Origin of the sequence: Xanthomonas euroxanthea (assembly GCF_903989455.1) — a bacterium.
GTDB classification, from domain to species: Bacteria; Pseudomonadota; Gammaproteobacteria; order Xanthomonadales; family Xanthomonadaceae; genus Xanthomonas; species Xanthomonas euroxanthea.
Genome location: NZ_LR861803.1, coordinates 2,386,839 through 2,409,295, shown reverse-complemented (window position 1 = coordinate 2,409,295; position 22,457 = coordinate 2,386,839). Strand labels below are relative to the sequence as shown.

At 65.9% G+C, this 22,457-nt stretch carries 21 protein-coding genes; all 21 read left to right on the top strand.

Going from position 1 to position 22,457, the window contains the following annotated elements; translation table 11 throughout:
* The first annotated feature begins 10 nt into the window (after positions 1-10).
* The gene (locus tag H7A86_RS10195) at positions 11-1,156 is read left to right on the top strand and encodes an aromatic ring-hydroxylating oxygenase subunit alpha (RefSeq protein ID WP_119132009.1); all 1,146 of its coding nucleotides are present in this window, start codon (positions 11-13) and stop codon (positions 1,154-1,156) included.
* A complete protein-coding gene (locus tag H7A86_RS10190; RefSeq protein WP_119132010.1) occupies positions 1,146-1,769 on the top strand; it encodes an LbetaH domain-containing protein in 624 nt (207 codons plus the stop codon). The genes H7A86_RS10195 and H7A86_RS10190 overlap by 11 nt, the downstream gene beginning before the upstream one ends.
* Positions 1,766-3,289, top strand: a complete 1,524-nt coding sequence (locus tag H7A86_RS10185) for an FkbM family methyltransferase (RefSeq protein ID WP_119132011.1) — start codon at positions 1,766-1,768, stop codon at positions 3,287-3,289. Before H7A86_RS10190 ends, H7A86_RS10185 begins: the two co-directional genes overlap by 4 nt.
* A gap of 292 nt (positions 3,290-3,581) precedes the next feature.
* Positions 3,582-4,856, top strand: coding sequence for a hypothetical protein (locus H7A86_RS10180; protein ID WP_119132012.1), 1,275 nt, complete (start codon positions 3,582-3,584; stop codon positions 4,854-4,856).
* A complete protein-coding gene (locus H7A86_RS10175) occupies positions 4,786-5,649 on the top strand; it encodes a 3-deoxy-manno-octulosonate cytidylyltransferase (protein ID WP_232099310.1) in 864 nt (287 codons plus the stop codon). Before H7A86_RS10180 ends, H7A86_RS10175 begins: the two co-directional genes overlap by 71 nt.
* Entirely contained in the window at positions 5,646-6,413 is a 768-nt protein-coding gene (locus tag H7A86_RS10170) for an FkbM family methyltransferase (RefSeq protein WP_119132014.1), read from the top strand. The genes H7A86_RS10175 and H7A86_RS10170 overlap by 4 nt, the downstream gene beginning before the upstream one ends.
* Positions 6,414-6,623: 210 nt before the next feature.
* A complete protein-coding gene (locus tag H7A86_RS10165; protein ID WP_119132105.1) occupies positions 6,624-10,133 on the top strand; it encodes a glycosyltransferase in 3,510 nt (1,169 codons plus the stop codon).
* Positions 10,134-10,639: 506 nt separating this feature from the next.
* Positions 10,640-11,011, top strand: a complete 372-nt coding sequence (gene fliE / locus H7A86_RS10160) for a flagellar hook-basal body complex protein FliE (RefSeq protein ID WP_164737138.1) — start codon at positions 10,640-10,642, stop codon at positions 11,009-11,011.
* A gap of 13 nt (positions 11,012-11,024) precedes the next feature.
* Complete coding sequence (fliF, locus tag H7A86_RS10155) at positions 11,025-12,755, top strand: flagellar basal-body MS-ring/collar protein FliF (RefSeq protein ID WP_104582701.1); 1,731 nt, start codon at positions 11,025-11,027, stop codon at positions 12,753-12,755.
* Between the two features lie 10 nt (positions 12,756-12,765).
* On the top strand, positions 12,766-13,755 hold the full coding sequence (fliG, locus tag H7A86_RS10150) for a flagellar motor switch protein FliG (protein ID WP_016904678.1): 990 nt from the start codon (positions 12,766-12,768) through the stop codon (positions 13,753-13,755).
* The gene (locus H7A86_RS10145) at positions 13,752-14,372 is read left to right on the top strand and encodes a FliH/SctL family protein (RefSeq protein ID WP_104582702.1); all 621 of its coding nucleotides are present in this window, start codon (positions 13,752-13,754) and stop codon (positions 14,370-14,372) included. Before fliG ends, H7A86_RS10145 begins: the two co-directional genes overlap by 4 nt.
* Positions 14,369-15,751 carry a flagellar protein export ATPase FliI gene (gene fliI, locus H7A86_RS10140; protein ID WP_104582703.1) on the top strand — a complete coding sequence of 461 codons (1,383 nt, stop codon included), beginning with the start codon at positions 14,369-14,371 and terminating at the stop codon, positions 15,749-15,751. Before H7A86_RS10145 ends, fliI begins: the two co-directional genes overlap by 4 nt.
* 3 nt (positions 15,752-15,754) lie before the next feature.
* Positions 15,755-16,210 (top strand): flagellar export protein FliJ, encoded by a 456-nt coding sequence (gene fliJ / locus H7A86_RS10135; protein WP_104582704.1) that lies wholly within the window; start codon positions 15,755-15,757, stop codon positions 16,208-16,210.
* The gene (locus H7A86_RS10130; protein WP_119132015.1) at positions 16,207-17,490 is read left to right on the top strand and encodes a flagellar hook-length control protein FliK; all 1,284 of its coding nucleotides are present in this window, start codon (positions 16,207-16,209) and stop codon (positions 17,488-17,490) included. The genes fliJ and H7A86_RS10130 overlap by 4 nt, the downstream gene beginning before the upstream one ends.
* Positions 17,491-17,655: 165 nt before the next feature.
* Positions 17,656-18,204 (top strand): flagellar basal body-associated FliL family protein, encoded by a 549-nt coding sequence (locus H7A86_RS10125; protein ID WP_180496968.1) that lies wholly within the window; start codon positions 17,656-17,658, stop codon positions 18,202-18,204.
* Positions 18,205-18,214: 10 nt separating this feature from the next.
* Positions 18,215-19,228: a flagellar motor switch protein FliM gene (gene fliM / locus H7A86_RS10120; protein ID WP_104582707.1), complete on the top strand. Its 1,014-nt coding sequence runs from the start codon at positions 18,215-18,217 to the stop codon at positions 19,226-19,228.
* Entirely contained in the window at positions 19,225-19,563 is a 339-nt protein-coding gene (gene fliN, locus H7A86_RS10115; protein ID WP_104648690.1) for a flagellar motor switch protein FliN, read from the top strand. Before fliM ends, fliN begins: the two co-directional genes overlap by 4 nt.
* On the top strand, positions 19,560-19,967 hold the full coding sequence (gene fliO / locus H7A86_RS10110) for a flagellar biosynthetic protein FliO (protein WP_104533353.1): 408 nt from the start codon (positions 19,560-19,562) through the stop codon (positions 19,965-19,967). Before fliN ends, fliO begins: the two co-directional genes overlap by 4 nt.
* A gap of 1 nt (position 19,968) precedes the next feature.
* Positions 19,969-20,814: a flagellar type III secretion system pore protein FliP gene (gene fliP / locus H7A86_RS10105; RefSeq protein WP_039521458.1), complete on the top strand. Its 846-nt coding sequence runs from the start codon at positions 19,969-19,971 to the stop codon at positions 20,812-20,814.
* Between the two features lie 406 nt (positions 20,815-21,220).
* Positions 21,221-21,490 carry a flagellar biosynthetic protein FliQ gene (locus H7A86_RS10100; RefSeq protein ID WP_005917968.1) on the top strand — a complete coding sequence of 90 codons (270 nt, stop codon included), beginning with the start codon at positions 21,221-21,223 and terminating at the stop codon, positions 21,488-21,490.
* Positions 21,491-21,503: 13 nt separating this feature from the next.
* A complete protein-coding gene (fliR, locus tag H7A86_RS10095) occupies positions 21,504-22,295 on the top strand; it encodes a flagellar biosynthetic protein FliR (protein ID WP_053051291.1) in 792 nt (263 codons plus the stop codon).
* The last annotated feature ends 162 nt before the right edge of the window (positions 22,296-22,457 follow it).

Genomic DNA, 22,457 nt, shown 5'->3' with positions numbered 1-22,457 from the left:
AGCCGCGCCGATGCGATCGCGAATGCACCCCAGCTACTACCTGTCGACGGACATCTTCGCCCGCGAACAGCGCAAGATCTTTCGCAAGGCCTGGTTGTTTGCCGGGCTGAAGACGCTGCTGCCCGACAACAACTGCTTCATCACCCGCAGGCTCGCTGGGATTCCGGTGCTGATCCAGAACTTCCAGGGCCGCCTGCGCGCGTTCGAGAACGTCTGCCTGCACCGCAGCGCGCTGCTGCAGACCACTGCGGTGGGAAAGCGCCCGTTGGTCTGTCCCTACCATGCATGGAAGTACGACGCAGACGGTCGGGTTGAGAACATCCCCGAGTGCGCGGCTGTGTATGGCTTCGACGAGGAAGAAAGACGCGGCCTGAAATTGCGGGAGTTCGCCCTGCGCGAGGTGGGCAACCTGCTGTTCGTCAACCTCGATCCCGACCCGATGCCGATCGAGGAGCAGTTTTCGGCAGACTTCATCGCCTTGCTGGAAAGCAGTTCCAATGCCTATGACACCGAGGTCATGGTGACTACGTGGCGTGGCCGGTACAACTGGAAACTCGCTTACGAAAATCTTCGCGATGCCAATCACCCGCGCTTCGTCCACCCCAAGACACTGGCCAAGAGCGTCAGCTTCACTCCCGAGGTGAACGAGGAACAAGCCAGGGAGTCCATGGAAGCGTTGCGAGACAGCTCGCCCGCTGCCTTGAGGCGCGAGATGCGCCGCTTCAGTTTCGGCGGCCCGGAAGCCGCCATCCCCAGCCTTCAGCATTTCGGCTGGCACGAGAAAGTGGAACGCTGGGGCAAGCAGGACGCCTACTTCAATTGGCTTGCCTTCCCAAACCTGCATATCGCCAGTGCTAACGGCGGCTATTCCTTCACCCTGGAACACCACATTCCCGTCGCGCCGGACCAGACCGACCTGGAAATTTACTGGTTTAGCGCACGCAGGAAACAGCCTTACGGTTCCTCCAGCCAAGTGCTACTGGCACAGATGCACGGCAGCAAGGTGGTGGTAGGCGAAGACGTGGACATCATGGAGCGGGTGCAGGCGGCCTTGCACACAGACGCTCCGCTACCTACCCAGGGAGCCTATGAATCCATGAATCGCCTGGTCGAACGCTGGTACACGACGCTGATGGAAACCGAACATGAAATCTAGGTGGATCATCGGCAGCAGCGACTACCTCGACCTGGCCTTTCACGCCTGGAAGCAGACGCGGCAGGACGAGACGGTCATCAGGGTCGACGTGCCACAAGACGCGGGACACGAGTTCGATCTTGGCGTGCTGGATGGGCTGAATCCGACCGAAGGGGCCATGTTCGTGGCTTTCGACGAACGCTTCGGCAACTTCAAGCGCATGGAACTGATGCAGGCAGCAATGGAACGTGGCTTCAAGCTGGAGCCCTTCATCCACCCCAGCGCAACCATCGGCGCTGACACGGTCATCGGACTCAACGCATTCGTGGGTGCCCATGCTGTTATTGGGCACGGGTGCAGGATCGACTACAACACCGTCATCCATGCCGGCGCGCACCTCGGACCGGCATGCCGCGTCAAATCGTCATGCTGGATAGAGAACGGTGTGCACGTCGGCGCGGGCGTCGAGATCGGCGGCAATAGCATCCTGCGGACTGGCGCCATCGTGCGCGGTGGCGTCAAGGTGGGACGAAGCTGCGAACTTGGCTGGCCGCGCGTCTACTGCGAGGACGTACCTGCCAAGACCTATTTCGACGCGCGCTACGACGCCCCTATTCATACCTACGAGAGATGACGTTCATGAGCTCAAGAAATGAGCAGCTTCGCCAACAGATTCTCCGAATTGCGGAGCAGGAGCGCCCCGTACTCGAAGATGTCATCGCGCGCCTGCCCGCGATTGCCGGCCGCCCTGCCTTCCTCATCGCTCCCGAGTCCTATGCTGGCGTGGTGCATGGCCCCAGCGTCGTTGCCGACCTGCGCCATGTGGTTGCCGCGATTGATGACCAAAGCATCCACCTGGACCGCATTCACGGCGCACCGCGCTGGAGTAGTCAGGAATTCCTTGCCAAGGCAGGGCAGTACGCCGATGCGATCGCTATCGATTTCTCTTGCAGCCCGCGCGGTCGGGCGTTTGCAAATGCCCTCTGTACCAGCGCGGGCATCGAGCAGCTGAGCATTGCGCCTTGCCTGGATCCGCTGATCCCACGCTTCGAGCAACGCCCCCTCTTTCTGCTCCATCCGCGCTCGGGCATTGGCGAGATTTATGGCCCAAAGATCGTCCAGCGCTCCAGCCATGTCATTGCCGCCGTCGATGACCAGCCAAGCGACAGCGACACCGTTCATGGCGTGCCGCGTTGGAGCTCGCGCCAGTTCATTGAACAAGCGGCTCAGCATCCCCAGGCATTGGCCATCGATTTTTCCTACAGCCCTGGAGAATCGGGTCTTGCCCGCAAGCTCTGCGAACAAGCAGGCATTGAAAGGGTGGATGCCTGCCTGGCCGTTGCGCACTGTGGGCTGCCCGCCGTATACGAGCCTGCCCGGGTATACCGTCAGCGGACGCTTGCGCGCCTGGACGAATTCCTGCGTCTTGCCGATCGACTGGACGACGATCTCAGCGTCTTTACGCTCTACAGCAACCTGTTGTTCCGCCTGACCTACAACTCCAGCCTCCTGTTGGATTGCTGGGCGACGCCGATCAACGAGTACTTTTCAACATACGCCGATAGCAGCACATTCCAGCTGGGTCGGCGTGAACATTTCTGCGATGGCGGTGCCTTCCAGGGCCCCATCGTGCACAAGTTTCTAGAAGCATCCCGCCATCATTATGAAAGCATCACCGCCTTTGAACCCGATAGCATCAACTTCCAGAAATTGGAGGGCATCGCCAGCACCCTCCCCCTTTCCCCGCATAACTTCAGGGCCATAAAGAAAGCCATCTCCAACGAACAGACGACGCTGCGCTTCGAGCAGACCGGCACCGTTTCCAGCCATGTATCGCCAAATGGCGGAATCTCCGTGGCTACGACACGCCTGGACGACGAGCTGGAAAAGCTCACCCTACTGAAGTTGGACATCGAAGGGTTCGAGGCCAGGGCACTGGAAGGCGCATCTCACCTCATCCGTACCCAGCGCCCCCGCATGGCCATTTGTGTATACCACTACGCCCAGGATCTGCTGGATATCGTGGAGCAACTGGACAAACTGGTCGATGGCTATCACTTCCGTCTACGCCAGCACTCTCCCGGCCACTACTACGACCTCGTTTTGTATGCATCGCCCGTGGCCGGTGCCGCACCGCCGCCCTGGGCGGAGTAAGCCCGGGGAAACTCACGACTTGAGAGATGGAGCGATGACTGACGCCCGCAACGCGGGGGGCTTGAAAAAAATCGTCGCGATGTGCACGGCCCGCTTTGCCCGACGATGACCGCCTACGCCGCACCCGTCAGGCGCCCAGCGCCATGTCGCCGACTCGATCGTGACATGGCGCTGGATGATCGCAATCGCAATCGCAATCGCAATCGGCGCGATGCTGCTCGACGAAGAACAACAGCATCTCCGAATTCAATGACACTGATAAGACCAGCAAAGTACATAAGGAAGCCCTGTCATGGCGTTAGCAGTCGGCTCGATCGAGCGAGCCACGATCAAATATCCAGGACTGAATCTGCGCAACACCAAGTTGATCGGCTGGGGGGCAGGACAATTCTTCCGTGATTTCTATCCAGCCATCGCCCAGCAGTTGAACTTGCAGTACACCATCTGTCCGCGGCCGGAGAATCAGGGCACAACTGTCCATGGCCTGCCGGTCAGACCACCTTCGGCACTGGAGGAGGAATCGGTCGACGATGTGCTGATCGTCATCTTCTCCAATCACGCCGCAGAGGTGATGAACCAGATTGCAAAGGCACATGGCCGTTTCCGCACGGTACGTGCCGTCGAATACGGCCAGGTCAGCGTTGCACTATTGCAGGAATTGCAGGATTTCTCGCGCCTGTTGCCCGAGCTGCAACTGTCGCGACAACTGACCAAGCCGGATACCGGCATCTTCGTGCAGGGGCTAGCGTTCGACTTTACGCCCCTGGTGCTGGCCTGGAATCGTCTGCGTTTCCCTTGGGCGTACCAGTGCATGGTGACCTGGGACCACCAACCAAGTGCGCTACTGGACCGCTGCAGGCCCTGGCTGGATAAGCTGATTCTGGTGCCTCAGCCGGACAACCTGGGCCTGCACTACCGCAATGCGGTGCTGCGTTCCGCACGTCTGGGCGTGGAGCATCTGGCCGAGCAAGGCATCGCGTTTGCGGTGCGTTGCCGTAGCGACAACGTGCTGACCGGCTCAACGCACGACGCCATCAATGTCCATTTCAGAGGCAAACGCAATCAAGGAAAAATCGCAATTTCTTTGGGAGCAGGGTTTCGAAACATCCCGTTCCTTTTCACCGAGAAAGCCATGCTTGGCAGGACGCAGGACATGCTGGCGTTGTGGTCGATGCCAGAGGATCCGCGACCGGCGAATTATGCGGACGACGAGTTTTCTCCAATGAACGAACTTGCACCCGATCGGCATTTTCAACAGCTGAGCCAATACGCCTTCGAATCGTCGTTGTGGAAGAGCTACGCACGCCAGCTCGGATTTCAGGCCGAGACCCTGGTCGACAGCTACCGTTTTGCAAAGTCCCGTCTGCTGGCATTGGAGCCACAGATGAGCTGGACGTCATTGAAGCTCGTGTCGTTGTTCAATGTAGCGCGCGACAATAGCTACGGTTTCTCGACGGACTTGTGGAACCGGCTGTTCACTGACACCGATGCGGTACTTGAGGCTGCCGAGGCAGTCAGCCAGCTGGAGCTCAACTCCACCGATTTTTGGCAAGGCAGAGTTGGCTGAGCCACCCTCGCCACTCAACGCCATCGGTTGCCAGGAGGCTTCTATGACTTACGCCATCATCATCCCCGCGCGACGCGACTCTTCGCGCCTGCCCGGAAAACCGTTGATCGAGCTGGGCGGTGTGCCCATGATCGTGCGCACCTATCAGCAATGCGCCAAGGCGGCGCCGGCCGAGCAGATTCTGGTCGCCACCGACTGCGATGTGATTCAACGTACCTGCGAGCAGGCCGGCATCCGCACCCTGCTGACATCCGGTGCCTGCCTGACCGGCACCGATCGCGTTGCCGAAGTTGCACAACAGCTCGACGTGGACACCTACATCAATGTGCAGGGTGACGATCCGCTATTCAATCCACAAGACCTACGCCTGCTGATAGACGCTGCGACAGCAGCGCCGGGTCATGTGATCAACGGTTACTGCCCGGTCGCCAACATCGACGAGTTCCGTAATCCAAGCGTGCCCAAAGTGGTCGTTCGCCCGGATGGGCGTTTGCTGTACATGTCGCGCGCGGCAATCCCGGTCACCAAGCAAGGCGAGTTCCGGCACGCCTGGCGGCAGGTCTGCGCCTATGCGTTTCCCAGGCAGGCATTGCAGGCGTTTGCATCGGTGCCTTGCAAGACGCCCCTGGAAGAAGTCGAGGATATCGAGATCCTGCGCTTTCTCGAACTCGGCTTCGAAGTGCGCATGGTGCAGATGAGCAACCAGTCGATCGCGGTGGATACGCCGGCTGATGTAGTGCGGGTGGAAGCAGCACTGCGCATGATGCAGCTCGGCGAGCAGAACGCGCCATGAGCCAGGATGAGACGTCCGACACGCAGCCCGGCATGCATTCGCCCATCTGCGGCACATCCGATCTCAGAAACCAGGCGCATGCCCAGGCGTATTCGCCACGTCGCTTCTTCGACCAGTTACTGAAGACCGACGCGCCGGTGGTGCTGGACGTGGGTGCGCATCGCGGCGAGTCGATCCGGCACTTCAAGTCGATCTATCCGGATTGCCAGATGTATTCGTTCGAGCCAGATCCGCAGAATTTTGCCGAGCTGGAAAAAGTGGCTGCACAGTTCGGCACGACCGCCATGTGCGTTGCATTGGGCGAGAAGGAAGAAGTCGGTCATTATTACCGGCAGAGCATCTCGCACCTGGGCGGGTTGCTGCCGATCAACGCGGATTCCACCGACTCGCTCGGCTATGCGCGGCAGGCGACGAACGAGGAAATTGTGGTCAGCAAGACCACCCTCGACAATGCCTGCGTCTTGCTGGGGATCGCCCAGGTACATATTCTCAAGATCGATGTGCAGGGGTTCGAGCGACAGGTGCTGGAGGGTGCAACTGCGATCCTGCAGCACACCGACTGCGCAGTGATCGAGATCGGCCTTTACGATTTCTACGGCAAGACCAACAGCTTCGTCGACGTGGTCAACCTGATGCAGGCGGCCGGCTTTTCGTTGTGGGACATCGCCAAACTGTCGAAGAACCCCAAGAGCTTGCGTACCGATTGGATCGAGGTGGTGTATCGCAAAGACTCAGCACAACCGCGAGATCGTCCTCAGCCATAAGGGCGACTGCGTGCCCCTGCCGGTCAGGTTGCCACCGCACCACCGACGGCACGCTTATTGCATGACCGGCTAGGTTGAACCCCACCCAGGTGCGCTATCTACTGGCGCACGATGGGCGCCCCGCCCTCCCCGTTCCGCGCCTTGGATCCACCTGTGACTGTTCAAGCCAATCGATCGCCGATGACGCCCAACGCCCTGGTCAGCATCGTCATGCCGGCCTACAAGCCGCGCTATGTCGCGCAGGCGCTGGACAGCGTGCTGGCGCAGACCTACACGGCGTTGGAACTGGTGATCTGCGACGACAATGGCGATGGCGCGATTGAGGCTGTGCTGGCGCCGCGCCTGGCGAGCGCTCCCTTCCCGATCCGCTACCACCGCAATCCGACGCGACTGGGCGAACTCGGCAGCACCATCAAGGGCATCGGCCTGGCGCAAGGCGAATACGTCAAGTTCCTGCATGACGACGATGTGCTGCAGCCGGACTGCATTGCGCAGTTGGTGTCGGCGATGGAACGCAACCCCGGCACCGCGCTGGCGTCCTCGCGCCGGCTGCGGATCGACGATGACGGTGCGCCGTTGCCGGACATCCTGGCCACCAGCTTCCCGTTTACCGACGATGTGCTGATCGACGGGCCGGAGCTGGTGTCGTTCCTGGCCGACCATGCCATCAACTTCATCGGCGAGCCGAGTTGCGTGCTTGCACGGCGCGCCGACCTGGCGGCGCTGGGTGGCGAGCTGATGATGTTGAATGGCAAGGCCATCCACTGGGTCGGCGATCTGGCGATCTACGTCAAGCTGCTGCGTCACGGCAACCTGGCCTTGCTGTCCAGCCCGCTCACGCATTTTCGCGTGTCCAGCGCGCAGTTCAGTCAGGCCGGCCGCGATCAGGTCGGGGTCGGCGACCAGGGCCACGAAGATCTGCGCCAGGGCATCCGCCAGTTGGGCTGGCGGCGCGAGAGTGGCGACAACCGCCAGGTGCGCGTCGCCCCGCTCAGCCCGCACAAGGCACGCGTGTTCAAGTCGGTGGATCTGGTCAATGCGTTGATGCAGAGCGCGGGGTTGGCCGAGCGCGTGTCGCCGGCCACCTGGTTGGGGGTGCGGCATCCCAGCACCGTGCAGCGCGCCTTGATCGATGCGCGTTTGCAGGCGCATGCGGGCGGCCCGCAGATCGCAGTGATGCTGATCGACGACACTGGCGATGCGGCAGCGGTGGCCGCAACCCAGGCCAGCCTGGCAGCGGTGGCGTGTTATCCGAATCAGCAGACCTGGGTGCTCAGCAGCTCCCCGCAGCAGGCCGCCGAGCACGGCGAGCGCGGTGTGCTGGTCGGCCCGGACGGGCTGGTGTCCACGCTCAACCGGACCATCGCCGCACAACAGTCCATCGACTGGGTACTGCTGGTCGAGGCCGGCAGCCTGTTCACCGCCAGCGGCCTGCTGGTCGTGGCGCTGGAGATGCTTGCGCTGCCGGACACGTGTCAGGCCATCTACGCCGATGAAGTGGTCGCGCTGGACGGCGGTCAGCTGGGGCTGGCGATGCGGCCGGGGCTATACCTGGACATGTTGCTGAGTGCGCCGTCGACGATGTCGCGGCACTGGCTGTTCCGGCACTCTACGCTGGTTGCCGATGGCGGTTTTCCGGCTGGAACGGGCGACGCCTTCGAACTGGATTACCAGCTGGGGCTGGTCGAACGCTACGGCCTGGCCTGCGTCCAGCACATCGCCGAACCCTTGCTGGTGGCATCGGCCAGCACGCGGCATGGCGACGAAGACCAGCAGCGCGCCATCAGCCGCCATCTTGCCGCGCGCGGATACGTGGACGCGGTGGTGGACAGCAACGGCCCCGGCCGGCACGCGGTGGATTACCGCCATGCACAGCAGCCGCTGGTCAGCATTCTGGTGCTGGTGGATGGACGCCTGGCGCAGCTGCAACGCTGCCTGGAAAGCGTGCTCGCCAACACCGGCTACCCGCATTACGAGCTGCTGTTGCTGGATCGCGGCGACAGCGCCGAGCCGGCGCTGCGCGACTGGCTGGCGGGCATCGACAACCTTGGCCTGCAGCAGATCCGCGTGCTGCGCTTCGACGGTGCGCCCTCGCGCGAGGCGGCCTGCAATGCCGCGGCCGGGCAGGCGCGTGGGGAGCTGCTGTTGTGGCTGGCAGCGGGCGCCGCTGCGATCAAGGCCGATTGGCTGGCGCAGCTGCTCAACCACGCGCTGCGCCCGGAGGTCGGCGCGGTGGCCGGCAAGCTGCTGCGCGGTGACGGCACCGTGCATCACGCCGGCTTGCTGCTGGGCCTGGGGGCACCGGCAGCACGCGCGTTCGAAGGTGCCGCGTTCGACGACTCCGGCTATCTGCAACGCCTGCAGCTGGATCAGAACTACAGCGCGCTCAGTGCCGAATGCCTGATGCTGCCGCGCCAGCTGTTCCTGGATGCCGGCGGCTTTGCGCAGGAGCCGGCGCTGGCGCAATGGAGCGATGTCGATCTGTGCCTGCGCCTGCAGCAGGCCGGCTATCTCAATGTCTACGCCGCGCGCGCGCAGCTGCTGATCGATCCTCCCGACGCAACGCCCGCCACCGCACTCGACGAAGAAGCGATGTATGCGCGCTGGCTACCGGTGATGGCCAACGACCCGGCCTACAACCCGGGCTTCTCGCTGGATCCCGGCGCCGGCTTCCAGCTGGCCGACCCGCGCGCCAGTTGGCGGCCATTGCAGTCGTGGCGACCGCTGCCGACGATGATCGCGCTGCCCGCCGATGTCGAAGGCTGCGGCCACTATCGGGTGATCCAGCCGCTGCGCGCCCTGCGCGAGGCCGGCATGGTCGAAGGCGTGCTGTTCAACGGCTATCTGGAGATCAGCGAGCTGGCGCGTCAGGATCCCGACGTGGTGATCCTGCAACGCCAGGTCGGCGAGCCGCGACTGGAAGCGATGCGGCGGATGCAGGCGCTGTCGCGCGCGTTCAAGGTCTATGAGCTGGACGACTATCTGCCCAACCTGCCCCTGAAGAATGCGCATCGCGAGCACATGCCCAAGGACATTCTCAAGACAGTGCGGCGTGGGCTGGGCATGGTGGACCGCTTCGTGGTGTCCACCCAGGCGCTGGCCGAGGCATTCGCCGGGTTGCACAGCGACATCCGCGTGGCCGAGAACCGCCTGCCGCCGCATTGGTGGGAACACCTGCCCGCGCGGTCCGACCGTAAGGAACGCCAGGGCGGCAAGCCGCGCATCGGCTGGGCCGGCGGCGCCAGCCACACCGGCGACCTGGAACTGATCGCCGATGTGGTGCGCGAGCTGGCCGACGAGGTCGAATGGGTGTTCATGGGGATGTATCCGTTCGCACTGCGCCAGCACATCCATCAGTTCCAGCCCGGCGTGCCGATCGACCACTACCCGGCCGCACTGGCGGCGCTGGATCTGGACCTGGCGCTGGCGCCGGTGGAACAAAACCTGTTCAACGAGTGCAAGAGCAATCTGCGCCTGCTGGAGTACGGCGCCTGCGGCTACCCGGTCATCGCCAGCGACGTGCGCTGCTACCAGGGCGGCCTGCCGGTGACCCTGGTGAAGAACCGCTACCGCGACTGGATCGGCGCGATCCGTGACCATCTTGCCGACCCGGCCGCTTCGGCAGCAAAAGGCGCGGCATTGCGTGACGTGGTGCGCCGCGACTGGATGTTGCGCGGCAGCAACCTGGATACCTGGCGGGCGGCCTGGTTGCCCGACTAGCCTGGCACGCCGCTTCAGCGTTCTCCCCCTTGCGGTAGAACGGATGCCTGGCTGCGTGTGAGCTGTCGGTTGCACTGCCACTGGTCGCCTGCCGGCTCCCTTCCCCCGCGTGCGGGGGAAGGTGCCCAAAGGGCGGATGGGGGCGTGCGACCACACTCCAGCGCCGCGCGCTGCCGTACCTGCAGCCGGGTGGCAATTGGCGGTGTTGCCCTCATCCGGCGCTGCGCGCCACCTTCTCCCGCCCGCGGGAGAAGGGAAAGCATTGGCTGCGCGTGACGGGGGAAGGGAAAACCTTGGCTGCGCGTGATCTGTCGGTGCACTGCAGCTGACCACCATCGGCTCCCTTCCCCCGCGTGCGGGGGAAGGTGCCCGAAGGGCGGATGGGGGCCGGAATCGCTGCGACGTGCTCGTGACAGGCGCCCCAGGAACGTCCCGCGCCGGAATCCCGGCGCAGTTTCGGCACGCCGCTTGCATTGGTGTGGATGCCTCCCTGGCTGACCGCACCCATGAGCGACTCCGTTACCTCCATCCTCTCGCAGATCCGCAGCTACCAGACGCAGATGGGCCAAGGCCCGATGGGTGCGGTGGGCGATGCGGCGCGCGGCAACCAGATCCAGGGGCTGGCCGGCACGCAGGGAACACCGGCCACCCAGGCCCCGAGCTTCAGCGAGACCTTGCGCGGCGCCATCGGCGGCGTGAACGAGGCCCAGCAGAAGTCCGGTGCGTTGGCCAAGGCCTTCGAAATGGGCGACCCCAATGCCGATCTGGCACGGGTCATGGTCGCCTCCCAGCAGTCCCAGGTGGCCTTCCGCGCCACCGTGGAAGTCCGCAACCGTCTCGTCCAGGCTTATCAGGACGTCATGAACATGCCGCTGTAAGGGTTGACGACACATGGCACTCGCGATCACCAAAGAAAACATGAACCAGAACGCCGAAAAGGCGGGGCAATGGTTCGACCGTGTCCGCAGCCTGCAGATCACCCGCAAGCTGACCATGATGGCGATGATCGCCGTGGCGGTGGCGGCCGGTCTGGCGGTGTTCTTCTGGTCGCAGAAACCCGGTTACCAGTCGCTGTACACCGGCCTGGACGACAAGGGCAATGCCGAGGCGGCCGACCTGCTGCGCACCGCGCAGATCCCGTTCAAGATCGACCAGGACACCGGCGCCATCTCGGTGCCGCAGGACCGTCTGTACGACGCCCGCCTGAAGCTGGCCGGCTCCGGCCTGACCGGCAAGGAAACCGGCGGCGGCTTCGAGCTGATGGAAAAGGACCCGGGCTTCGGCGTCAGCCAGTTCGTGGAAAACGCCCGCTACCAGCACGCCCTGGAAACCGAGTTGTCGCGCACCATCGGCACCCTGCGCCCGGTGCGCGAAGCCCGCGTGCACCTGGCCATTCCCAAGCCCAGCGCCTTCACCCGCCAGCGTGACGTGGCCAGCGCCTCGGTGGTGCTGGAGCTGCGCGGTGGCCAGGGCCTGGAACGCAACCAGGTCGACGCCATCGTCAACCTGGTCGCCTCCAGCATCCCGGACATGACCCCCGAGCGCGTCACCGTGGTCGACCAGAGCGGCCGCATGCTCTCCATCGCCGATCCCAACAGCGACGCCGCCCAGCACGCCGCCCAGTTCGAACAGGTGCGTCGCCAGGAAAGCTCCTACAACCAGCGTATCCGCGAGCTGCTCGAGCCGATGACCGGCCCGGGCCGGGTCAACCCGGAAGTCAGCGTGGACATGGACTTCTCGGTGGTCGAGGAAGCCCGCGAGCTCTACAACGGCGAGCCGGCCAAGCTGCGCAGCGAGCAGGTCAGCGACACCAGCACCAGCGCCACCGGCCCGCAGGGCCCGCCGGGCGCCACCAGCAACAGCCCCGGCCAGCCGCCGGCGCCAGCCGCAAACGCCACTGCCGGCGCACCGGGCACCCCGGCCGCTGCCAATGGCCAGGCCGCCGCAGCGGCCGCGCCGACCGAAAGTTCCAAGAGCGCCACCCGCAATTACGAATTGGACCGGACCTTGCAACACACCCGCCAGCCGGCCGGCCGCATCAAGCGGGTGTCGGTGGCGGTGCTGCTGGACAACGTCCCGCGCCCCGGTGCCAAGGGCAAGATGGTCGAGCAGCCGCTGACGGCGGCCGAGCTCACCCGCATCGAGGGCCTGGTCAAGCAGGCGGTGGGCTTCGACGCGGCCCGTGGCGACACGGTGTCGGTGATGAACGCCCCGTTCGTGCGCGAAGCGGTGGCCGGCGAGGAAGGTCCGAAGTGGTGGGAAGACCCGCGCGTGCAGAACGGTCTGCGCCTGCTGGTCGGTGCGGTGGTGGTGCTGGCGCTGCTGTTCGGCGTGGTGCGCCCCACCCTGCGCCAGCTCACCGGCGTGACCGCGATCAAGGAAAAGCAGGCCAAGGGCGGCAACGATGGCACTCCGCAGAGCGCCGACGTGCGGATGGTCGACGATGACGACCTGATGCCGCGCCTGGAAGAGGACACCGCCCAGCTCGGTCAGGACCGCAAGACCCCGATCGCGCTGCCGGACGCCTACGAAGAACGCATGCGCCTCGCACGCGAAGCAGTCAAAGCCGATTCAAAACGTGTCGCACAAGTCGTGAAGGGATGGGTCGCCAGTGAAGCCTGATACACCACCGATGACCGGCGTACAACGCGCCGCCGTGCTGCTGCTGTCGCTCGGGGAAAGCGACGCCGCCGAAGTGCTCAAGCACATGGACCCCAAGGAGGTGCAGAAGATCGGCATCGCCATGGCCACCATGACCGGCATCTCGCGCGACCAGGTCGAGAAGGTCATGGACGAGTTCAACGGCGAACTGGCCGGCAAGACCTCGCTGGGCGTGGGCGCCGACGACTACATCCGCAACGTGCTGATCCAGGCACTGGGCGCCGACAAGGCCGGTGGCCTGATCGACCGCATCCTGCTCGGCCGCAACACCACCGGCCTGGACACCCTGAAGTGGATGGACCCGCGCGCGGTGGCCGACCTGGTGCGCAACGAGCACCCGCAGATCATCGCCATCGTCATGGCGCATCTGGACAGCGACCAGGCCGCCGAGGCCTTGAAGCTGCTGCCCGAGCGCACCCGCGCCGACGTGCTGCTGCGCATCGCCACCCTGGACGGCATCCCGCCCAATGCGCTGAGCGAGCTCAACGACATCATGGAGCGCCAGTTTTCCGGCAACCAGAACCTCAAGTCGTCCAACGTGGGCGGCATCAAGGTGGCCGCCAACATCCTCAACTTCCTGGACACCGGCGCCGACCAGGGCGTGCTGGGCGAGATCGGCAAGATCGACGCCGACCTGGCCGGCAAGATCCAGGACCTGATGTTCGTGTTCGACAACCTGGTGGACCTGGACGACCGCGGCCTGCAGACGCTGCTGCGCGAAGTCTCCGGCGAGCGCCTGGGGCTGGCCCTGCGCGGCGCCGACGTCAAGGTGCGCGAGAAGATCACCCGCAACATGTCCCAGCGCGCGGCCGAGATCCTGCTCGAGGACATGGAAGCGCGCGGCCCGGTACGCCTGGCCGACGTGGAAGCGGCGCAGAAGGAAATCCTCACCATCGTCCGCCGCCTGGCTGACGAAGGCGCCATCAGCCTGGGCGGTGCCGGTGCGGAGGCGATGGTATGACCGACATCGTCACCCGCTGGCTGGCCCCCGACCTGCACCTGGAGCCGGCCCCGCCGGAGCCGGAATTCGACGAGCCGGCGGTGTACGAGCCGGTGCTGCGTCCGCCGACCCTGGAAGAGATCCAGGCCATCGAAGACGCCGCCCAGCAGGAAGGCTTTGCGCGCGGGCATGCCGACGGCTTTGCCCAGGGCCAGTCGGAGGTGCGCCGCCTGACCGCGCAGATCGACGGCATCCTGGACAACTTCACCCGCCCGCTGGCGCGGCTGGAGAACGAAGTGGTCGGCGCGCTCGGCGAGCTGGCCGTGCGCATCGCCGGTTCGCTGGTCGGGCGTGCCTATCAGGCCGACCCGCAGCTGCTGGCCGAGCTGGTGCACGAGGCCATCGACGCAGTCGGCGGGGCCGGCCGCGAAGTGGAAGTGCGCCTGCACCCGGACGACATCACCGCGCTGCTGCCGCATCTGGCGCCCAGCAGCACCACCCGCGTGGCCCCGGACCTGAGCCTGAGCCGCGGCGACCTGCGCGTGCACGCCGAAAGCGTGCGCGTGGACGGAACACTGGATGCGCGCCTGCGGGCCGCGCTGGAGACGGTCATGCGCAAATCCGGAGCGGGCCTGTGAGCGACCTGTTGGGCGCCACCCCGGCCCCGGCCGACTGGCTGGACGCGCGCAACCTGCGCCTGGCCACCCGCCTGGGCGGCCTCGGGCTGGAGCCCACGGCCGGGCGAACCCTGATCCGCGAAGGCATCCTGCGTCGCGCGGTCGGCCTGACCCTGGAAGCCACCGGCTGCGAGGCGCCGATGGGCGCCACCTGCAAGGTCGAGGTCGACGGCGGCTGGGTCGATGCCGAAGTGGTCGGCTTCGCCGGCGAACGCACCTACCTGATGCCCAGCGCCGAACTGCATGGCCTGCTGCCGAACGCCCGCGTGGTGCCGTCGCGGCGCCGCGGCGGCGTGGAAGTGGGCGAAGGCCTGCTCGGCCGCGTCATCGACAGCGACGGCACCCCGCTGGACGGCAAGGGCCCGATCCGCGGCGAAGGCAGCGTCAGCATGGCCGGCGTGTCGATCAACCCGCTGGCACGCGAGCCGATCACCACCTCGCTGGATGTCGGCGTGCGCGCGATCAACGCACTGCTGCCGATCGGCCGCGGTCAGCGCGTGGGCCTGTTCGCCGGCTCCGGCGTCGGTAAATCGACACTGCTCGGCATGATGACCCGCTTCACCTCGGCCGACGTGATCGTGGTCGGGCTGATCGGCGAACGTGGCCGCGAAGTGCGCGACTTCGTCGAAACCACCCTGGGCGAAGAAGGCCTGCGCCGCGCCGTGGTCGTGGCCGCCCCGGCCGACCGCCCGCCGTTGGCGCGCCTGCATGGCGCCTACCGCGCCACCGCCATCGCCGAATGGTTCCGCGACCAGGGCCTGAACGTGCTGCTGCTGATGGACTCGCTGACCCGTTTCGCCCAGGCGCAGCGCGAGATCGGCCTGTCGGTCGGCGAGCCGCCGACCACCCGCGGCTACCCGCCGTCGGTGTTCGCCAAATTGCCGGCGCTGGTCGAACGGGCCGGCAACGGCGCCAAGGGGCGCGGCTCGATCACCGCCTTCTACACCGTGCTGACCGAAGGCGACGACCCGCAGGACCCGATCGCCGACGCCGCGCGCGCCATTCTCGACGGCCACATCCTGCTCTCGCGCCGGGTTGCCGACAGCGGCCTGTACCCGGCCATCGACGTCGAATCCTCGGTCAGCCGTGTGGTGCAGGACATCGCCGACGACACCTGGCGCCTGCGCATCCGCAAGCTCAAGCGGCTGCTGTCGGCCTACACCGCCAACCGCGACCTGATCGCCATTGGCGCCTACCAGCGCGGCAGCGATCCGGCCACCGACGAAGCATTGGCGCGCTGGCCGGAGATCGTCGAATTCCTCGGCCAGGACGTCCACCGGGCCGCCGACCTGCCAGACAGCCTGTCCGCGTTGCAGCGGCTGGTCGAACCCGAGAACTAATCCATGATGCAATCCAAACGGATCGACCCGCTGCTGCGCCGCGCCCAGGAACAGGAAGACAAGGTCGCGCGCGACCTGGCCGAGCGTCAGCGCGCCCTGGACACCCACCAGTCGCGCCTGGAAGAGCTGCGCCGCTACGCCGAGGAATACGCCAACAGCCACATGGCCGGCACCAGCGCCGCTGCACTGAGCAACCGCCGCGCCTTCCTGGACCGGCTCGACAGCGCGGTGCTGCAGCAGGCACAGACGGTGGAAAACAACCGCAACAAGGTGGAAGCCGAGCGCACCCGGCTGCTGCTGGCCAGCCGCGAGAAGCAGGTGCTGGAACAGCTGGCCGCCAGCTACCGCGCGCAGGAGAACAAGGTGATCGAACGCCGCGACCAGCGTGAGATGGACGACCTCGGCGCGCGTCGTTCGCGCCTGGCCCGCAGCGAAGATACCCACGGAGAATCCGCATGAACCCCTTGTCCGCCTTTGCAGCCGGCCTCGGCGCCCTCGCTAGCACCGGTAAGAAATCCAGCTACAGCGATCCCTCGTCCGAGCCGGACGCCGGCCAGGACCAGTTCGCGCGCATGCTCAACCCGGCCAACACGCCGAACCAGGCCCCGCCGCAGGCGCCCGAGCGCGTGCCGGCCAAGCAGGCCGCGCCCAAGCCCAACCAGCCCGACAGGCAGCGCAGCGACGACGACCACGGCGACGATGCGCCCGGCGATGCCACCGCACGCCCGCGCGCGCAGGACGGCGATGCCAAGGCCGCCAAGGCCGGCGCCAAGGAACCGGCTGCCGCCGATGGCAGCAGCGCCGCCGCCTCCGCCAAGACCGGCAAGCCCACAACCAACGACGAAGACGCGCCGGCCGACGCGGCGACCGCCACCGACCCCAGCTGGCCACCGCCGGGCCTGGGCGGTTTCGGCATGGGCCTGCTGACGCAGGCGCTGCCCGGTGGCGATGTACTCGCCGCCGCGGCCGCGGCACTGGCGGCCGGCGTGACCGCTGCCGCCGGCACCACGCCGACCGCAACCGCGCTGCCGACCGACGCGGCCGCCCCCGCTGCACCCTCGACCGCCGGCACCGCCCTGCCCGCGTTGGGCGCGCTGGCACCGGCTGCCGCCGCCGGGGCCAAGCCCACGTCCGTCACCGCCTTGAGCGGCGACGCCCAGGCGGCTGCGCTGATGAGCATGGCGTCAAAGGCCCTGGAGCCGGGCGCCGACGACAGCGCCGGCCCGGCAGCGCCGGACGCCCCGGCGTTCGTGCTGCCAACCACCACCACCGCGACCGCGCTCGGCCGCCTGCAGGACCCGGCGCCGGTGTTCAGCGCCTCGCCCACCCCGACCCCGGACATGGGCAGCGACAGCTTCGACGACGCCATCGGCGCGCGCATGAGCTGGCTGGCCGACCAGAAGATCGGCCATGCGCATATCAAGGTGACCCCGAACGAGATGGGTCCGGTCGAGGTGCGGCTGCACCTGGACGGCGACAAGGTCAATGCCAGCTTCAGCTCCGCCAATGCCGACGTGCGCCAGGCGCTGGAGCAGAGCCTGCCGCGCCTGCGCGAAATGCTCGGGCAGAACGGTTTCCAGCTCGGCCAGGCCGATGTCGGCCAGCAACAGCAGAGCCAGTCCGGCAACCGCAACGGTGGCGGCAGCGACGGCAACGGCCTCAGCCTGGACGACAGCCCGCCCGTCGGAATTCCGTCGGTGGTGCTGCGCCAGCGTGGATTGCTGGACGCCTACGCCTGAGCCCGCGCGCCGGGAACGTCCCGGCGCGGCCGAAAACCGCGTGTCGGCACGTGCCGGCACCGCCCACCCACCCTCGCAGCGCAAGGCTTGCGGGGGTTTTGTCGTTGAACCTGCAGGTGCGCCAGGAAACCGTCGCTTCATTGGCATGCCAATTGCATCCATTGGGTGAGCATTCCCCTGGAGCAGACTGTGGCAGCCGCTGAAAAACCCAAGAAGACCGAAGACAAAGACGACAAGGGCGACAAGAAGAAGGGCGGCAAGAAACTTCTGCTGATCGCCGTCGGGGTCGTGGTGCTGGCCGCGGCCGGCGGCGGCGCCTGGTTCTTCTTCGGCCACAAGGGCGAGGAGAAAGGCGGCAAGCACGACGCGCCCAAGGTGGCCGAGGTGCCCAAGCCGGCGCAGTACTTCCCGATGGACCCGGCGATCGTGGTCAACCTGGCCGACCCCGGCGACGGCCCGCAGTACCTGCAGGTCGAAGTGCAGCTGGTCACCCGCGATCCGGAAGACCTCAAGCTGATCACCGAAAACGCCCCGGCCATCCGCGCGCATCTGCTGATGCTGCTGTCGCAGGTCAAGGCCGCCGATGTGGCCGACCTGGTCGGCAAGCAGAAGCTGCAGAAGGCGGCCCTGGCCGAAGCGCAGAAGGTCATGACCGGCGAGACCGGCAAGAAGTGCGTCGAAGAACTGCTGTTCACCAGTTTCGTCACCCAGTAAGGCCTGCCCCATGAGCGTCAGCGATCTGCTTTCCCAGGACGAAATCGATGCCCTGCTGCATGGCGTGGATTCGGGTGCGGTCAACACCGAGCCGGAGCCGCTGCCCGGCGAGGCGCGCCAGTACGACCTGTCCAGCCAGGACCGCATCATCCGTGGCCGCATGCCGACCCTGGAGATGGTCAACGAGCGCTTCGCTCGGCTGTGGCGCATCGGCCTGTTCAACCTGATCCGGCGCTCGGCCGACCTGTCGGTGCGCGGCATCGACCTGGTCAAGTTCAACGAGTACATGCACTCGCTGTATGTGCCCACCAACCTCAACCTGATCCGCTTCAAGCCGCTGCGCGGCACCGGCCTGATCGTGTTCGAACCCACGCTGGTGTTCACCGTGGTGGACAACTTCTTCGGCGGCGACGGCCGTTACCACACCCGTATCGAAGGCCGTGAATTTACCGCCACCGAGATGCGCGTGGTGCAGCTGATGCTCAAGCAGACCTTCGCCGACCTGAAGGAAGCCTGGGCGCCGGTGATGGAAGTGGACTTCGAGTACATCAACTCGGAGATCAACCCGCATTTCGCCAACATCGTCACCCCGCGCGAGTACGTGGTGGTGTGCCGTTTCCATGTCGAACTGGAAGGCGGCGGCGGCGAGATCCACATCACCCTGCCGTATTCGATGCTGGAGCCGATCCGCGAACTGCTCGATGCCGGCATCCAGAGCGACCGCAACGACCGCGACGACTCCTGGAACGTGATGCTGCGCGAGCAGCTGGACACCGCCGAGGTGACCCTGTCCAGCGTGCTGGCCAGCAAGCGCATGAGCCTGCGCCAGCTCACCGGCCTGAAGGTCGGCGACATCCTGCCGATCGACCTGCCCGCACAGGTGCCGCTGTGCGTGGAAGACATCCCGTTGTTCACCGGCGAATTCGGCGTGTCCAATGGCAACAACGCCGTCAAGATCACCGCCGTACGCCCGCCCGGCGTGCAAGCCCCACGCGCCGTTCCCTCCCAGGATTCCAGCAAATGATCAACTCCGACACCCTCGACGCCGCGCCCGCCACCTTCGACAGCCTGCAGGCCGAGCACGACAACAATGCCACCGACCTCAACCTGGACGTCATCCTGGACGTGCCGGTGACGCTGTCGCTGGAAGTAGGCCGCGCGCGCATCCCGATCCGCAACCTGCTGCAGCTCAACCAGGGTTCGGTGGTGGAGCTGGAGCGCGGCGCCGGCGAACCGCTGGACGTGTACGTCAACGGCACCCTGATCGCGCATGGCGAAGTGGTGGTCATCAACGACCGCTTCGGCATCCGCCTGACCGACGTGGTCAGCCCCAGCGAACGGATCCGGAGGCTGCGGTGATCGGCCTGCTGGCCGCTGCCGCGCCGGTCGCGGCCAAGGCCACCCAGGTCGGCGCGCAGGCGCCGTCCTCGCCCAGCCTGTTTGGCGCGGTCTTTGCATTGCTGCTGGTGCTCGCGCTGATCGTCGGCCTGGGCTGGTTGCTCAAGCGCATGCCCGGCAGCGGTTTCCGCAACACCGAGGGCCTGCGATTGGTGACCAGCCTGGCGGTGGGTGCCAAGGAACGCGTGGTGGTGGTGGAGGTCAACGGCCAGCAATTGCTGCTGGGCGTCACCGCCGGCGGCATCAACACCTTGCACACCCTGTCCGAACCGCTGCCGCCCGCGCCCGCCCCCACCCTGCCCAACTTCAAGCAACTTCCCAATTTCGCCCAGCTGCTGGCACAGAAGCTGCGCAAGGACCCGTGACATGTTGAGTCGTTGGAATCGCTGGGGGCGCAGCCTCCGCCTGGTGCTGATCCTGCTGGTGATGAGCTGCCCGCTGCTGGCCGCGGCCACGCCTGCCGCATTGCCGGCCATGGCCCAGGCCGCCGCTCCCGCCGCAGCGCCGGCGGCCGCGCCCGCCGGTGCCAATCAGCTGCCGTCGTTGCCCAATGTCAGCGTCGGCCGCATCGGCGACCAGCCGGTGAGCCTGCCGCTGCAGACCCTGCTGCTGATGACGGCAATCACCCTGCTGCCGTCGATGCTGCTGGTGCTGACCGCCTTCACCCGCATCACCATCGTGCTGGGCCTGCTGCGCCAGGCACTGGGCACCGGCCAGACCCCGTCCAATCAGGTGCTGCTGGGGCTGTCGATGTTTCTGACCGCGCTGGTGATGATGCCGGTGTGGCAGAAGATGTGGGGCGCCGGGCTGTCGCCGTACCTCAACAACCAGATCGATTTCCAGACTGCCTGGACGCTGACCACCCAGCCGCTGCGCGCCTTCATGCTGGCGCAGATCCGCGAGACCGACCTGATGACCTTCGCCGGCATGGCCGGCGACGGCAAGTACGCCGGCCCGGACGCGGTGCCGTTCCCGGTGCTGGTGGCCTCGTTCGTGACCAGCGAGCTGAAGACCGCGTTCGAGATCGGCTTTCTGATCTTCATTCCGTTCGTGATCATCGATCTGGTGGTCGCCAGCGTACTGATGTCGATGGGCATGATGATGCTGTCACCGATGCTGATCTCGGCACCGTTCAAGATCCTGCTGTTCATCCTGGTGGACGGTTGGGTGCTGGTGGTGGGCACATTGGCCGCGAGCTTCAACGCGTCGTAGCCGCGCGGTCTGCATGCGCGCCGCCCCGCCGGCGTGTCTACCCGGTTTGCCGGCGTCGCTGTGCAGTCCCGAGGCCGAGCAGCAAACGCCGACGCTACCGCAGAGCAAACAACGACCGCGATAGCCAGTGCAGCCAACAGCGGCCGAAGCGCACAGCTGAGCAATGCCCCAGCCGAACCACCCAACACGCGTGGCTTCGCCTCGCACCCTCACTCCAACCCCTCTCCCGCTGGAGAGGGGCGAGCTTCTGCAGACCGCACCTTCGTCAGCCCATACCCGTCGCACAGCTCAAATCTCCGCCCCCTATTCACACTCCCGATTCCCGATTCCCGATTCCCGCCTCCCGATTCCCCAATCCCCAATCCCCAATCCCATCCTTTGGCACCCCACTTGCATCACCACACCCATGAGCCCTGAAATCGCCCTGACCGAATTGCGTGGTGGCCTGGTCACCGTCCTGTGGATTGCCGGACCGATGTTGCTGGCGGTGCTGGTCGTTGGTGTCGTGATCGGTGTGGTGCAGGCCGCCACCCAGTTGAACGAGCCGACCATCGCCTTCGTGGCCAAGGCGGTCGCGCTGACGGCCACCTTGTTCGCCACCGGCAGCATGCTGCTGGGGCATCTGGTGGAGTTCACCATTGCGCTGTTCCAGCGCATTCCGCATCTGATCGGCTAGCGGACCAGCGCGGATGGATGCTGCCACCCAGATGGTGATCGACGGCCAGCGCGCGTTCGCAATGGTCGGGGCGATCATGTGGACGATGCTGCGCACCGGTGCGTTGCTGACCGCGATGCCGTTGATCGGCACGCGCGCGGTACCGGGACGGGTACGGGTGATGCTGGCCGGCACCTTGTCGATGGTGCTGGCGCCGCTGCTGCCGCCGGTGCCGGACTGGGACGGATTCACCGCGCAGGCGGTGCTCAGCGTCGCCCGTGAGCTGGCGGTGGGCGCCAGCATGGGCTTCATGCTCAAGCTGATCTTCGAGGCCGGCGCGATGGCCGGCGAGCTGGTGTCGCAGTCCACCGGCCTGTCGTTCGCGCAGATGTCCGACCCGCTGCGCGGGGTGACCTCCGGGGTGATCGCGCAGTGGTTCTACCTGGGATTCGGCTTGCTGTTCTTCGCGGCCAACGGCCATCTTGCGGTGATCGCGCTGCTGGTGGACAGCTACAAGGCCCTGCCGATCGGCACCGCCATCCCCGACGCCGCCGCATTCGCCGAGGTGGCGCCCACCCTGTTCCTGCAGATCCTGCGCGGCGGGCTCACCCTGGCATTGCCGATGATGGTGGCGATGCTGGCGGTCAACCTGGCCTTCGGTGCGCTGGCCAAGGCCGCGCCGGCGTTGAACCCGATGCAGCTGGGCCTGCCGTTGACGGTGTTGCTGGGGCTGTTCCTGCTGTCCAGCTTCGCCAGCGAATTCGCCCCGCCCGTGCAGCGCATGTTCGATACCGCCTTCGACGCCGCCAGGGAATTGACCGCCTAGCGGGCACATCCGTAAATGTGAACTGCCTCAAGTTTCGCCCTGGCCAGCCGTCAACGCCACAGGACGATTGACACCGCCAGTCGCCATCACTCACCCACGCCAACGCCCGCGGGAACCGATGCCCAACGTGTCTGCGCTGTTCGCTCCGATTGCGTCACGAGG

Excerpts from the sequence above, each read along its gene's own strand:
- H7A86_RS10195 (WP_119132009.1), top strand. The coding sequence starts at position 11 with ATGCGATCGCGAATGCACCCCAGCTACTACCTGTCGACGGACATCTTC.
- H7A86_RS10190 (WP_119132010.1), top strand. The coding sequence starts at position 1,146 with ATGAAATCTAGGTGGATCATCGGCAGCAGCGACTACCTCGACCTGGCC.
- H7A86_RS10185 (WP_119132011.1), top strand. The coding sequence starts at position 1,766 with ATGACGTTCATGAGCTCAAGAAATGAGCAGCTTCGCCAACAGATTCTC.
- H7A86_RS10180 (WP_119132012.1), top strand. The coding sequence starts at position 3,582 with ATGGCGTTAGCAGTCGGCTCGATCGAGCGAGCCACGATCAAATATCCA.
- H7A86_RS10170 (WP_119132014.1), top strand. The coding sequence starts at position 5,646 with ATGAGCCAGGATGAGACGTCCGACACGCAGCCCGGCATGCATTCGCCC.
- H7A86_RS10165 (WP_119132105.1), top strand. The coding sequence starts at position 6,624 with ATGCCGGCCTACAAGCCGCGCTATGTCGCGCAGGCGCTGGACAGCGTG.
- fliE (WP_164737138.1), top strand. The coding sequence starts at position 10,640 with ATGAGCGACTCCGTTACCTCCATCCTCTCGCAGATCCGCAGCTACCAG.
- fliF (WP_104582701.1), top strand. The coding sequence starts at position 11,025 with ATGGCACTCGCGATCACCAAAGAAAACATGAACCAGAACGCCGAAAAG.
- fliG (WP_016904678.1), top strand. The coding sequence starts at position 12,766 with ATGACCGGCGTACAACGCGCCGCCGTGCTGCTGCTGTCGCTCGGGGAA.
- H7A86_RS10145 (WP_104582702.1), top strand. The coding sequence starts at position 13,752 with ATGACCGACATCGTCACCCGCTGGCTGGCCCCCGACCTGCACCTGGAG.
- fliJ (WP_104582704.1), top strand. The coding sequence starts at position 15,755 with ATGATGCAATCCAAACGGATCGACCCGCTGCTGCGCCGCGCCCAGGAA.
- H7A86_RS10130 (WP_119132015.1), top strand. The coding sequence starts at position 16,207 with ATGAACCCCTTGTCCGCCTTTGCAGCCGGCCTCGGCGCCCTCGCTAGC.
- fliM (WP_104582707.1), top strand. The coding sequence starts at position 18,215 with ATGAGCGTCAGCGATCTGCTTTCCCAGGACGAAATCGATGCCCTGCTG.
- fliN (WP_104648690.1), top strand. The coding sequence starts at position 19,225 with ATGATCAACTCCGACACCCTCGACGCCGCGCCCGCCACCTTCGACAGC.
- fliP (WP_039521458.1), top strand. The coding sequence starts at position 19,969 with ATGTTGAGTCGTTGGAATCGCTGGGGGCGCAGCCTCCGCCTGGTGCTG.
- H7A86_RS10100 (WP_005917968.1), top strand. The coding sequence starts at position 21,221 with ATGAGCCCTGAAATCGCCCTGACCGAATTGCGTGGTGGCCTGGTCACC.
- fliR (WP_053051291.1), top strand. The coding sequence starts at position 21,504 with ATGGATGCTGCCACCCAGATGGTGATCGACGGCCAGCGCGCGTTCGCA.